The organism is Trichococcus patagoniensis (genome assembly GCF_003051085.1).
In the GTDB taxonomy this organism is placed as follows: Bacteria; Bacillota; Bacilli; order Lactobacillales; family Aerococcaceae; genus Trichococcus; species Trichococcus patagoniensis.
Genome location: NZ_QAOM01000006.1, coordinates 1 through 13,021, shown reverse-complemented (window position 1 = coordinate 13,021; position 13,021 = coordinate 1). Strand labels below are relative to the sequence as shown.

12 protein-coding genes, 1 rRNA gene, 1 pseudogene and 1 riboswitch are annotated in these 13,021 nt (G+C 49.8%); of the genes and pseudogenes, 12 read left to right on the top strand and 2 right to left on the bottom strand.

The window, feature by feature from the left end; all coding sequences use genetic code 11:
* A riboswitch (Fluoride riboswitch) is annotated at window positions 1-76 on the bottom strand.
* A 343-nt stretch (window positions 77-419) separates the two neighbouring features.
* From C8U37_RS04935 to C8U37_RS04910, 6 genes are all read left to right on the top strand, one after another.
* Complete coding sequence (locus tag C8U37_RS04935) at window positions 420-1,094, top strand: hypothetical protein (RefSeq protein WP_146161812.1); 675 nt, start codon at window positions 420-422, stop codon at window positions 1,092-1,094.
* A 2-nt stretch (window positions 1,095-1,096) separates the two neighbouring features.
* A complete protein-coding gene (locus C8U37_RS04930; protein ID WP_146161811.1) occupies window positions 1,097-1,561 on the top strand; it encodes a hypothetical protein in 465 nt (154 codons plus the stop codon).
* Window positions 1,562-1,996: 435 nt separating this feature from the next.
* Complete coding sequence (locus tag C8U37_RS04925; RefSeq protein ID WP_108032159.1) at window positions 1,997-2,662, top strand: SIMPL domain-containing protein; 666 nt, start codon at window positions 1,997-1,999, stop codon at window positions 2,660-2,662.
* 221 nt (window positions 2,663-2,883) lie between these two features.
* Window positions 2,884-4,335: a UDP-N-acetylmuramoyl-L-alanyl-D-glutamate--2,6-diaminopimelate ligase gene (locus tag C8U37_RS04920; protein ID WP_108032158.1), complete on the top strand. Its 1,452-nt coding sequence runs from the start codon at window positions 2,884-2,886 to the stop codon at window positions 4,333-4,335.
* A gap of 393 nt (window positions 4,336-4,728) precedes the next feature.
* Entirely contained in the window at window positions 4,729-5,895 is a 1,167-nt protein-coding gene (locus C8U37_RS04915) for an amidohydrolase (protein WP_108032157.1), read from the top strand.
* A 219-nt stretch (window positions 5,896-6,114) separates the two neighbouring features.
* A complete protein-coding gene (locus C8U37_RS04910) occupies window positions 6,115-6,324 on the top strand; it encodes a YdbC family protein (protein ID WP_108032156.1) in 210 nt (69 codons plus the stop codon).
* Window positions 6,325-6,526: 202 nt separating this feature from the next.
* On the opposite strand, the gene C8U37_RS04905 is transcribed toward C8U37_RS04910, so the two are convergent.
* Complete coding sequence (locus C8U37_RS04905; protein ID WP_108032155.1) at window positions 6,527-7,732, bottom strand: MFS transporter; 1,206 nt, start codon at window positions 7,730-7,732, stop codon at window positions 6,527-6,529.
* Window positions 7,733-7,921: 189 nt separating this feature from the next.
* Between C8U37_RS04905 and C8U37_RS04900 the strand changes: the two genes are divergently transcribed.
* From C8U37_RS04900 to C8U37_RS04885, 4 genes are all read left to right on the top strand, one after another.
* Window positions 7,922-8,473, top strand: coding sequence for an O-acetyl-ADP-ribose deacetylase (locus tag C8U37_RS04900; RefSeq protein ID WP_108032154.1), 552 nt, complete (start codon window positions 7,922-7,924; stop codon window positions 8,471-8,473).
* Window positions 8,473-8,856 carry a zinc ribbon domain-containing protein gene (locus tag C8U37_RS04895; RefSeq protein WP_108032153.1) on the top strand — a complete coding sequence of 128 codons (384 nt, stop codon included), beginning with the start codon at window positions 8,473-8,475 and terminating at the stop codon, window positions 8,854-8,856. The genes C8U37_RS04900 and C8U37_RS04895 overlap by 1 nt, the downstream gene beginning before the upstream one ends.
* A gap of 134 nt (window positions 8,857-8,990) precedes the next feature.
* Entirely contained in the window at window positions 8,991-9,791 is an 801-nt protein-coding gene (locus C8U37_RS04890) for a DUF975 family protein (RefSeq protein ID WP_170100194.1), read from the top strand.
* Between the two features lie 46 nt (window positions 9,792-9,837).
* Window positions 9,838-10,587, top strand: a complete 750-nt coding sequence (locus tag C8U37_RS04885) for a beta/alpha barrel domain-containing protein (protein WP_108032151.1) — start codon at window positions 9,838-9,840, stop codon at window positions 10,585-10,587.
* Between the two features lie 88 nt (window positions 10,588-10,675).
* Here the strand turns inward: C8U37_RS04885 and C8U37_RS14635 are convergent.
* Window positions 10,676-10,858: pseudogene (locus C8U37_RS14635) on the bottom strand (SDR family oxidoreductase); the annotation flags it as partial.
* Window positions 10,859-11,462: 604 nt separating this feature from the next.
* Between C8U37_RS14635 and ypfJ the strand changes: the two are divergent.
* On the top strand, window positions 11,463-12,344 hold the full coding sequence (ypfJ, locus tag C8U37_RS04875) for a KPN_02809 family neutral zinc metallopeptidase (RefSeq protein ID WP_108032149.1): 882 nt from the start codon (window positions 11,463-11,465) through the stop codon (window positions 12,342-12,344).
* Window positions 12,345-12,814: 470 nt separating this feature from the next.
* A 16S ribosomal RNA gene (locus C8U37_RS04870) occupies window positions 12,815-13,021 on the top strand; the annotation flags it as partial.

Below are 13,021 nucleotides of genomic sequence, written 5' to 3'. Positions count from 1 at the left end.
TATTGCGCAGAAGTCATCAGCTTGTATAAGCGGTTTAAGCGATTGGCTTAGGGAGACATTCATTCCCTGATATAAATAATATGATAGCATGCTTTCAGGGGGCAGACAAGGGGAATAAGCAGCAGTATTTTGGCTCTACTTCAAAAGCGAATGATCCTGATAAGCTGATAACATTGTCAAAATTGCGATAATCGCCCAAAAATGATAGGATAAAAGTAATTAGATTGCACGATTTAAGGCCGGGAACCAGTGATTATGGTTGTTTGAAATTTCCCAACCGGCCGCTCCGATAAGTTTTTCCATCAGAAAAATACGAGGTGACGTGTGTGAACGAAGTGAACAGAGAGAAAATTGTGAGCGAACTGAAAAGCATTCCCGGATTGAAAGGCATCGTGGGTTGCAGCATTGGAGGCAATAGCATGGAATCAGCTATTTTGCTGTACTATGTCGCCGGAGAACTGTCCGATCAGGAGCTGGAACGAGTGGTTCGCCGGGTGGATGATATTGAGGTTTCGATACATTACAATCTAAGGGAAATTGATCCTGTGGTGCACGCCATTGCGGATTGCCTTGACGGGAAGATTACGATCAAGCACGAGAGCGGTCATCCTTTCGGTATCGTGAACAGCAGCTATGCCGCTGAAATCCATTATGGCAGGATTCTTTGGGAAACACCGGACCGTCCGATTACCGCAATGAAGAAAAAACTTTCAGCGCAAGAGGCATACCCGGAAAAGTTGCGCCAAGCAACAATTGCTTATTTCATGAAGGAGGCGGCACTTTCGCTCGATAATGGCCACAGTTCGGCTATGCAGGGGGGCATCCATTACGCCAGCGGCAGTTTCTTCCAGGCAGTCAGCTCTTGGGTTCAGGTCATTCATGCGCTGAACGGGAAGTTCCTGCTCAGCGAGAAGGGTGGTGTGAAGCATGCGAACCAGTTGCCAATCACCCCGAAACAATTCCGCGTGCGCGTGAACCAAGTTTACCGATATTTTGCCGCGAACAACCCGAAGCTTGCCTATTGCGAAATCGATATGCTGGAAAGTGAAATGAACGTATTGGTCGGATCTTTTGCGGAAGCTATGGAGGGATGAATTTGAAATTTTATGATGAGTATCAGAAAAAGGTTCGCTACAAATTCGGCTTTTATAGTTTATTGTTGATGACAGTATTGCTTCTTGTTTATATCTCTAGGCCGGATGATACCCTTGGCGGGATTTCTTACAAAAATGCAATCATGGTCATCATCATGATCAGTGCCCTGTTCTTTTTGGTTAACGTAGTTTATCGGCACGCTTTCTTTGACCAATATACGCGCCGACCATTTTTGAGCAACGCCTTTTTTCTGGTGATGGCCGGACTGCAGGTGCAACGGGCTTATCAGTTGTATCATTTTGGCATGGATCTTCCTGATCCGATCAATACCGTGGAATTCCTGCTGCTGCACGGTCTGCAGATAGCCATACACCTTTCGATCCCTTTGACGTATGGTGTGCGTACGTTAGTCGATTGGCTTTCGGTAAAGAAACAGAATGCGGAAGAAACCCGACAGTCGTCTTGAACGGCTGTTTTTTTGTTTGGCATACTCGATAGGCTTATCTGTCGGGCGTACGCCCAGGATGGTATCCCGCACTGTCGAGAGATTATGTATTTGTCGGGTGAACGATTACCGGAGACCCCAAAATACCAGACAAAACGCCAATCTGTCGGGCGTACGCCCAAGACAGTATCCTGAACAGTCGACAGAATGCCAATCGGTCGACTATTTGAAGAGTGAAGAAAGTGGAAAAGCCGACAAAATACCAATATGTCGGGTTTCAGAGGAAAACATAGCTTATGAATGTCGACAGCAGCCAAGAACTCCGCTAGCAAACCCGATCAGCCACATCCAGTAATAGTTTTTTCGGTAATCGGAGCTTAATTTTTGCGAAACCGCTTTCCGGTTGCTAGGATTAAGGAAAATGAACCAGATTCGTTCAAAAAGGGGATAACTAAAATGGGAATTTCAAGAATGACTGTCAAGGGCAAAGGTTTCGCCAGCGCGCCACCGGATGCGATCGCCATTTCACTGCAGTTGGAGGACATCAAGGACACGTATGAATTGGCGATGCAACATGCGGCCTTGGCTTTGGATCAGGTCCGGGAAACGCTGTTGCCGCTTGGATTCCCGAAAAAGGAAATCCGCTCCACGCACTTTTCGATCGACAGCGCGTATGAGTACAGGAATGACTTCCGCGGCGAAAACAAGCGCTACTTCCTGGGCTACCGCTACCGGAACGACCTGAAGGTAACCTTCGGAAACGACAGCAAGCGCCTTGGCGAAATCCTGTTAGCTTTGTCGACTTGCGAAGCGGATCCGGAATTCTCGGTCTATTTTTTCATGAAGGATCGGCAGGCGGTCGAGCAAGCCCTGCTTGAGGATGCCGTGCGTGACGCCAAGGCGAAGGCACAGATATTGGCTGCTGCGGGCGGTGTCATGCTCGGGAAAATTTTGGCGATCGATTACGATTGGGGCGAAATCGAAGTGCGCTCCCGCATTTATGAAGCCTCATCGAAGATGGCTTATGACAGTGCTCCGATGATTGATCTCGAGCCGGAAGACATAAGCAACAGCGATACGGTAACGGTCGTGTGGGAAATACTGAATGCGCAAAAAGGATGACCGGGAAGTTTTCCGAAATCGATAAGGCAAGTTTGAATGATCAAGGGCTATCACAATGTTTCCACCAGCCACTGCCAATTTCTGCAACATAACAGTACCGGAAAATGCCGTGATGTTATATCCTGTACAGAGCAAAGCGTGTTTCTTACAAAAATTCATAAAAACTTCGCATTTGGAAAGTATACTGAAACTCGCTACAACATCATTAAAGGAGCAAATCCATGAAACTGAAAGAAATGCTGTCTGATTATCAGCTGGGAGAGCAGCCGAAGTGGGATGGAGAACAAATAATCACCGGCATTACCGATAGTTCCAGGGACATCACGGACGGAATGGTATTTGTCGCCATCGCTGGCTTTGAACAGGATGGCCATGATTATATCCCGCATGCAATCGCACAAGGGGCCGCTTTGATCGTCGGCGAACACGATAGCCCAGAGGCATTACCGATTCCTTACCTACAAGTCGCCAACAGTCGCCAAGCTTTGGGACAGTTGGCGGATAAGTTCTATCAGCATCCTTCCGGCAGGAAACGCGTCATCGGCATTACCGGCACGAACGGGAAGACGACGACTGCTTTTTTCCTTAAGCACTTACTGGAGCAACAAGGCTTTAGCGTTTCCCTGATCGGCACCATCTACAATGAAATCAACGGGATCCAATATTCGACGCCGAACACGACACCGAATGCCGAAAAGGTGCATGAGTTGATTGCGGCTTCAAATGATGACTTTGTTGTCATCGAAGTGTCCTCGCACGGCCTGAAGCAATACCGTCTGGAGGGTGTCGCTTTCGATTACGCTTTGTTCATGAATCTGCAGCACGACCATTTGGATTACCACAAAACGATGGCGGCCTATTTCGAAGCCAAGGCGCTTCTGTTCAACAAGCTGAAGCCGGATGGGGAAGCGGTCGTCAATACCGATGACAGCTGGGGTTTGAAATTGGCGCAGCGTCTGGTCGCAAAGGGGACTCCGGTAATCACCGTGGGTCATCAAGAGGATGCCGTTATGTCCATCAAAAAGATGACGAACCAAGCGGTCACATTGGACATTTCGGGTAAGTTGGCGGCGCTGGATCCGCATATGCCCGGTGAACACAATCTTTACGATATCGCGATGGCGGGTGCTGTCATTCAGGATCTCGGCTATCCGTTGGCGGCTGTCACGGAACAGATGCGTTCTTTTGCGGGCGTGCCGGGCAGGTACGAAATCGTCGATCTGAAGAATGGGGTCCACTGTATCGTCGATTACGCGCATACACCGGAAGCGGTCAGTTCCATTTTGACATCGATGCATAAGGACGGTGCCGAGCGGATCACGCATATCTTCGGCTTCCGCGGCAACCGGGATGCGACGAAGCGGGATGAAATGATCGCGGATTCGACAGCCCAGAGTGCGCGCGTGATCTTGACGACCGACGATCTGAATGATGTTCCGGAAGAAACGATGAGGCAGGAATATGCCGAGTATCAGCAAAAATTTGCAGGGATGCATAAAATTGACGTCATGATGGACAGGACATTGGCCATCCAAACAGCCGTGAATGATTCTCGGAAAGGCGATTGGATCCTGGTGACCGGTAAAGGCCATGAGAAATACAAGACCGCCTACGTTTTGCCGACTGCCTCCGACAAGGAAACGGTGCTGTACCTGAAGAATTCAGAAAAATAGAATAGATGATACCGGAAAAGGACCGAAAAACACTGTAATAATGGGTGTTTATCGGTCCTTTTTGTGGGAGTGGGAGCCGAAAAACCGATGAGGCCCCCCTCATCGGGAAACAGGTGCGGAACCGCTATTAAATTCCCGGTGAGGGTCGCTTCGTCGGGAAATAGTCGTGCATCTCGGGCTGGATTCCTGGCGCTCACTTTGGGGCACATCATCGCTTATTTCAAAAAAATAATCATAGAAGCAATCAGTTGACCGTTCTGAACGGAATCGATATAGTAGTGGAACAAGGCCACCGGAAAGCCGGATGGCAATCCGCAGCAGGTCTGCACAAAATAATTCCTGAAACAACTAGTGAAAAAGATGAAAGCTGAGACTAAAAGGGAGAATGATACCATGACTGTAACGCAAACGGACACACAAACCAAAACAGGGCTCTACGAAAAGATGGTCGCTTACCGGCGCGAACTGCATGCGCATCCGGAATTGTCCGCAAAGGAATTTGCGACGACCGAGCGCATACGCCACTGGCTGTCGGAGGAAGGGATCACGATTCTCGACTTCCCGCTGGAGACCGGTCTGATTGCGGAAGTCGTGGGCGCACTGCCGGGTCCGACGATCGCGCTGCGTGCGGATATCGACGCTTTGCCGGTCAAGGAAGCGTCCGGTCTGCCGTTCGCTTCCGAAACGGAAGGACTCATGCATGCCTGCGGTCATGATTATCATACGGCTTCCATGATTGGGGCGGCAATCCTGCTTCAGGGCAAAAAAGCGTCACTGAAAGGCACGGTCCGATTCATTTTCCAACCAGCCGAAGAGATCGCGCAAGGTGCGAAGTGGGTCGAAGCAGCCGGTGCTTTGGAGGGCGTTTCCGCCATTTTCGGGATGCACAACAAGCCGGATCTGCCGGTCGGCACGATCGGCATCCGTGAAGGCGGACTGATGGCTAGCGCGGATCGTTTTGAACTGGAAATCCACGGTGTCGGCGGACATGCCGGCATTCCGGACTCGACCATCGATCCGATTGTCATCGCAAGCCAGATCATCACCAGTCTGCAGACGATCATCAGCCGGAATACGAGTCCTTTCCACAATGCCGTCATCAGCATCACCCAGATCCACGGCGGCAACTCTTGGAACGTCATTCCCGAGAAAGTCTACATGGAAGGGACCGTCCGTGCTTTCCAAAAAGAAGACCGCGAGAAAATTCCAGCCTTGATGCGCCGCGCAGCTGAAGGGATTGCGGCCGGTTTCGGAGCGGTTGCCGATTTCCGCTGGCACCCGTACGTTTCCATCGTGGACAATGATGCCCGTTTCAAGGTGATCATGGAAGAGACAGCTGCCGAACAGGGCTATCGATCCGTAGAGCCGAAACCGGTCGCCGGTGGGGAGGATTTCGCGCATTATCAGACGCTTATCCCCGGTTTCTTCGTGTTCATGGGCGTCGAAGGCACGCGCGAATGGCACCATCCTGAATTCAACCTCAAAGAGGAAGCTTTGGCTGTCGCCGCTGATTACTTCTCGGCTTTGGCGATCAAGGTGCTGGATCAATGGAAAGCCTGACAGCTCTCACTGGAATGATGGCGGCTGAAATCCTGCATGCGGTACCGACCGAAAACCGCAAAACACCCGACAAAGATTAAAACCAAAAACACGTTTTTCGAAAAAACGCGGATATTTTAAATGAAGCGCGGGTTGCGTTATAATAAAGAGGTAAGTTGCCGATCCGAAAACCGATCAGGCGGCAGTCCACATATTCCCAAAAAAGAAAGGATCCTAACCATGGCAGACATCACATTTGAAATCGTCGAAGAACTCGGCGTCCTGTCCACATCCGCAAAAGGCTGGACGAAAGAGTTGAACTTGGTCAGCTGGAACGGCCGACCGCCAAAATACGACATCCGCGAATGGAGTCCGGAACACGAAAAGATGGGCAAAGGACTGACCTTCAGCGAAGAAGAGATGGCGGCCCTCGCCAAATTGTTGAAATAACCGAAAAGGCTGTAGCAAATCAGAATTGTACGTTCTGGTTTGCTACAGCCTTATGTTTTGGAATTGAATTTATGCGGCGAGATTCCCCGCCAAAGCAAGCTTGGCGGGGGAAAATGGCAGCGAACAACAAAAGATTCCCCGCCAAAACCATTTTGCCGGGGAATCTCGCCGCAGGCCCGTCCCCTTTGAATGCAACATTTTACTACGCGTGCGCGGATCCATTACGTTTGCCGCGCTGATAGAAGAGGAACATTAAAAAGGCGGAAAGCAGGGCGGTAGCGGAACCGAAATAGAAGGGCACCTGGTTGTTGAACTTGTCATAGAGCCACCCGCCGATCAGACTGGCCGGAAGCAGCGTCATCCCCAAGATGGCGTTGTAGAGGCCCAGCCCGGTGCCTTTCTTTTCCTTGCCGATGATGTCGGAGACCAGCGCTTTCTGGATGCCGTCCGTCGCAGCGCTGTAAAGGCCATAAAAGGCGAACAGAACGACGATGGCGAATGGGGTCGCAGCCTTGCCGAAACCGAAATAGATCAGCGCGAACATCAGGTAGCCGCCGATGATGATCCGCTTGCGGCCAATTTTGTCGGACAGTTTCCCTAGCGGAACGGCAAAGGCGACCGATACCGCATTGAACACCAGGTACATGATCGGGATGAAGGCATCGCTGACGCCGACGTCGCTCGCTTTGATCAAAAGCAGGGCATCCGTCGAATTCCCCAGCGTGAAAACGAAAACGATGAGCAGAAAAAGGGAGAAGTCCTTGGGGAAATCACGGAAGGCCAATTTGCCGAGCCGCTCCGATTTGGCGCGCTTGGCTTCCTTAACAAAAAAGATGATCGACAGCAGCCCCAAAAATCCCGGGATAGCTGCAAACAGGAAGACACGCCGGTAATCGCCGGGGAAAGCAGCCAATACGGCAAAGGCAATCAGCGGCCCGACGATGGCGCCGCTGTTGTCCATCGCCTTATGGAAACCGAAATTCAAACCGGCGTTGTTGTTTTCCTCGGAAGATCCGGCCACAAGACTGTCCCGGGGAGCGGTGCGGATACCTTTGCCGACGCGTTCGACAAAGCGGATCGACAGAACCTGCAGCGGCGTCGTCACGAATGCGAAGAGCGGGGAAAGCAGGGCGGTGATGCCGTAACCGATGATCATGAAAGGTTTGTTGCGGCCAATTTTGTCGCTCCACCAGCCGGAGAGGGATTTGAGGACGGAAGCAGTGCTTTCGGCGATGCCTTCGATCAGTGAAATTTCGGTTTTTGAAGCGCCTAATGTGGTCAGGAATAAAGGCAGGATACTGTAGACCATCTTTGTCGTTGTATCCGTCAGGAAACTGGTCAAACCGACAAAGAAAATATTGCTTTCGACGCCGAGGATCCGCTTCTTTTTATTTTGGTTGTCCGCCATCTCGAAAACCTTCTTTCCGCTTATTTCTTCATCTTCATTTAATTCCTTTTCGGGTCAAAAGTCCAGAAGAGCGCCCGCTCAGCGAGGTCAAACCGACCCGATTCGGCCAAATGGATAATCAACCGGAATTTTGGTAAAGTGTACGTGTTGAGATGTCCGGACTGAATAGGTATTTAGGGAGGAATGGGAATGAATAGAGTGCAGATCAATCAAACAACATTGCGCTTGGAGAAAGGCGACATCACCAGATGCGAAGTCGATGCCGTCGTTAATGCCGCCAATGAAAGCCTGCTCGGCGGGGGCGGAGTAGACGGCGCCATCCATCGTGCCGCCGGGCCGGAATTGTTGGCCGCTTGCCGTCTGTTGAACGGGTGCCGAACCGGCGAGGCGAAACTCACGCCAGGCTTCCGGCTCAAGGCCGCTCATGTCATCCACACTGTCGGTCCTGTCTGGCGGGGCGGAACGCACGGTGAATCGGATTTGCTTGCCTCGTGCTACCAAAAATCGTTGGAATTGGCCGACGCCAACGGAATCCGCACGCTTGCCTTCCCGGCGATCAGCACCGGCATTTACGGTTATCCGCTGGAACGGGCGACCGCAATCGCTGTCGGAACCGTCCGGAAATATCTGGAAAAGCATCCGGGATCCGACGTCACAGAAATAACTTTTGTCTGCTTTGACGATGCGACAGTGCGCGCATACGAGCAGGCATTCGAAGAATTGGAAAGGGGAACTGACTAATGTTTTTATTTTTTGACGTATTGCCGTTCCGCAAGCAACTGGAATACAACCAGACGATCACGTGCAGCCGCTGCGGACACTTCGGGCGCTATGAGGTCTATCTCGTGGGCAATCGTTTCCGCCTGTTTTTCATCCCGGTCATCACATTCGGGAAAAAATATCTCGTCCGCACAACCTGTTGCGATACCTGGTATTTGCTGGATCCGCAGGTAGGCAAAGCAATCCAGCGGAAAGAAACGGTTTCGATCCGGGACAGCGATCTACAGCTGTATCAGACAGGCGAACCGCTGGAAAGCAGATGTTCCAACTGCGGTGCTTCCTACCCGCAAGGCGCGCATTTTTGCCCGAATTGCGGAGCGAAAGTTGACGAACAACAACGCTGACGTATTAGTGATGAAATTAATGAAAGACAATTATCTGAAAGCGTTGCAAATTGTTCAATTATGGTATACTTATACTATCGAAAATTGTAAGGGGTGGTCATAATTATATGTTAACGAACAAAGAAATTCGATCCATGGCTAGAGAATATTTACGCGGCAATTATAAAATGGCAGTACTCAACCTGATCCTGATCACGATCGCGAACAGCGTCATGCAATCAGTAGTAAGAACGCTGACGGGCGAAAGTGCGTTGAATATGCAGATGACGGGCGATACCTTGCCGAATTGGGATTCGGTCTTTTCGATGCAGTCTTCACCTTTCCAAACGACCCTGAATGTTGTCCTTTCGATCATCGTGGCGCTGATCATCGGCTCCATGCAGATGGGGAATGAATGGGGCTATCTGGATATGCTGGACGGTACGCCGCTTTCGTCGGGGCATTTGCTCAAACCGTTCGAAAACCAATTGTCCAAAACTTTAGGTGTGTTGGCGCTGCAGGCCGTCTACGTCATTTTGTGGTCCGTTCTGCTGATCATACCGGGCATCATGAAGCTGTACTCTTTGGCATTATCGAACTTCATTTATTTTGATAATCCGGACATGAAAACGACGGATATCCTGAGACAAAGTGAAGCCTTCATGAAAGGCAAAAAGATGCGCTTGTTCCAATTGGATCTGACTTATTTTGTCGTCTACCTGATTCCGGTCGCATTGTTCTTGGGAATCGGTGTTTCCGCGTTTTCAATGTACGCCGGAGCGGCAACGGCTGACTCCGATGCATTACTGTATCAAGCGTTGTTACTGGTCGGACTGATGTTGGCGGCATTCGCCATCTTCGGCATCCTGACCTTCATCGTTGAGCCGAGAAGAAAAGCCGCGCGTGCAGTCTTCTATTCGGAAGTCCTGAAGGAAGAGAACCTTATCATCGGCTGATCGGCACATAACTTATGATCTAAATTTTCAGAAAAGGAGCGAAATAATGGAACCAAGAATCAAAAGAGAAGCACCAAGCATCACAACCGATTTGCGCAGTGATACCGTGCAAGTCCCTAGTGTGATCCGAAACTGTTCCGGAATCCGGATTTTCGGAAAACGAATCAAATCCCTGATCTTTACGACGGATATCGCCATCATCCTGAATAACGATGCGGATGCCGTCATCGCGGTTTATCCATTTACCCCGCATCCGGCGGTCATCCAAAGTATCGCAAATGTCTCAACCATTCCGATCCTTTCCGGTGTCGGAGGCGGGACGACCCAAGGCAAGCGCAGTGCCAACATCTCTTTGTTTTCGGAGGCGCAGGGTTCCTTGGCAGTCGTCGTCAATGCGCCGACACCGATCGATACCATCAGACAAATCGAGGAAACCGTGGACATTCCGATCGTCTGTACGATCGTGACGGAATACATGGATATTCAAGAACGATTGGATGCCGGTGTAGATATCCTGAACGTCAGCGGAGGGAAGGATACGGCCTATATTGTGAGCCGCATCCGTGAAAATTTCCCTGATGTTCCGATCATCGCGACTGGCGGCCCGACGGATGAAACGATTCTGGATGTGATCAACGCTGGTGCCAATGCCATCAGCTGGACGCCCCCTTCCAACGGCGAATTGTTCCGCCGCAAGATGGACAAGTACCGCAACAAAGAAAGAGAGCGATACATGCAGGAGCACCAAGGTATGACGATCGAAGAAGTCGAAGACTTGGAAGAACAAGAAGATTGAGTAAACGCGCAACAGCTGCCAGAACTATCTTGGCAGCCGTTGCGCGTTTTTTTTCGGTATGATAAGACCCTTGTTATTTCAAAGAATCTCAAAGATCGGAAATCATCCCACCGTCGACGACGAATTGCGAGCCGGTCGAGTAGCTCGAATCATCAGAAGCAAGGTAGATGACCAGATTGGACACTTCCTCCGGTTTTGCGGTCCTTCTCAAAGGGATGTCCTTTTCCAATTGTTTGATGTATTCATAGACGTCTCCCTGTTCGGCCAGAGGAAATGTTGACGATGAAGCCGACGCCTGCATTGTTCACGAGTACCGTAATCGGTCCGAATTTTTCCTCGGTCTGCGCAATGACTTCTTCCCGATTTTCCCATTATGCATCGCTCCTTAGCTTCTTTTTTTGCCGCGGCCTAACTCTTCTGGATAAGTTGTATAGGCTTATATTCATGGTGTTCCCCTAAACGGAAGTAATCAATATAATTTCAGTATATTTATATATTCACAAATGAATCCGATCCGAAAAAATCGGAAGCACCCGAAAAGATCACACGAATAGTAGGTTTTTTGGGCATTAGGGACAATTGAACGGAAAATGAACAAAAGTAATAAGGGCCATCATGGATATTTTTTTATCAATATGCGCGCAATCGGGTGCCGAAATAAGGCGTCCTGTCTAGCTGTGGTTAAATCGTTGGATCATTGCATAAGCATCGATCCAGACCTCGTTCAGGTGTATTTTTTTTAAATTATCCGTCAATACTATATAATAAGTGTAAGAAAGAAATCGATTTTCGGATTGCGGTAAAAGTCTGGTTGGGTGGGCAGAACCAGAACCAGAGCCAGCGATGCCAAAAATAGAATATTTGGAGGTATTCCTATGAAATGGAAAGGTGGAAGGAGAAGTTCGAACGTTGAGGACCGGCGCGGCAGTGGCGGCTTTTCGACGGGGGGCGGCGGCCTGGGCATGAGCGGTATGGCGGGCGGCGGTATTTTTGGAATCATCATCATGATCCTCATCGCTTTGTTTGGAGGAGGCGATCTGTTTGGTGGGGTCGGCAGCACGCCGACTGAAACACCACAGACTGGCATCACCGAAACAAGCAACAAGACCGAGGACGAGATGGCCGAGTTTGTATCGGTCGTACTGGCATATACAGAAGATGCCTGGACCCAAGAATTTGCGAACAACAACATGGAATATGTGAATCCGACGCTGGTGCTCTTCAGCGGCCAGGTGCAATCCGCCTGCGGGGTGGCCGGTTCCCAAGTCGGACCGTTCTATTGTCCAGCCGATCAAAAATTGTATATCGACTTGAGTTTTTATGACCAATTGTCGCAAGAATACGGTGCGTCCGGAGACTTTGCGATGGCGTATGTCGTCGCCCATGAAGTCGGCCACCATGTCCAGAACCTTCTGGGCATTATGGATCAGGTGCAAGGCTACCGAAACCAAGTCAGCGAGACGGAATACAATGAGTTGAATGTGCGTTTGGAACTGCAGGCCGATTATCTGGCCGGCGTATGGGCAAACTATGTCCAGGAGCAAGGTGTCTTGGAGGAAGGCGACTTCGAAGAAGCCCTGCAGGCTGCCTTTGCCGTAGGGGATGATACCCTGCAGAAACAGTACCAAGGCTATGTCGTACCGGATAGCTTTACGCACGGCACATCGGAGCAACGCATGCGCTGGTTCACGAAAGGCTTCGAAACCGGCAATCTGAGCGGCGCAGATACATTCAATATCGGATATGACGAACTGTAATTTATAATAAATTTCGTTAAGTCTGTCGCATTGCGGCAGGCTTTTCATTTAGTTACTTAGGAAAATTTGAAAAATAGCGTTGACAAGGGAAGGTCGCCGGTGGTAATATTTAAAAGTTGTCTGCGATAGCAAATAAAACAATCGAAAAAAGTTGTTGACATGCAATCGTGTGGGTGATAAGATATAAAAGTTGCTGCTTCGAGCGGTCGTCAGTAAAGTTTTTTGAAAAATATTTCAAAAAAAGCTTGACGGATAAACGAAGCCGTGCTAATATGAATAAGCAATCACGTAACACGTGATACACGATTGACCTTTGAAAACTGAATAAAGAATGAACGAACCAAATGTGCAAGGAGCTTAGACTTCGGTCGAAGCAAACGAAGACGATACTTTGTATCGCAAACATCAAGTCAGCAAGAAATTAAGAGCTATCAGCTTAACATGTAGGATTTCTGTACAAGAGTCCACATTTACATGAGAGTTTGATCCTGGCTCAGGACGAACGCTGGCGGCGTGCCTAATACATGCAAGTCGAACGGTCTTTTCTATGGAAGCTTGCTTCCACTGAGAAGATAGTGGCGGACGGGTGAGTAACACGTGGGTAACCTGCCCATAAGAGGGGGATAACATCCGGAAACGGGTGCTAATACCGCATAGTTTTCTTGATCGCATGATCG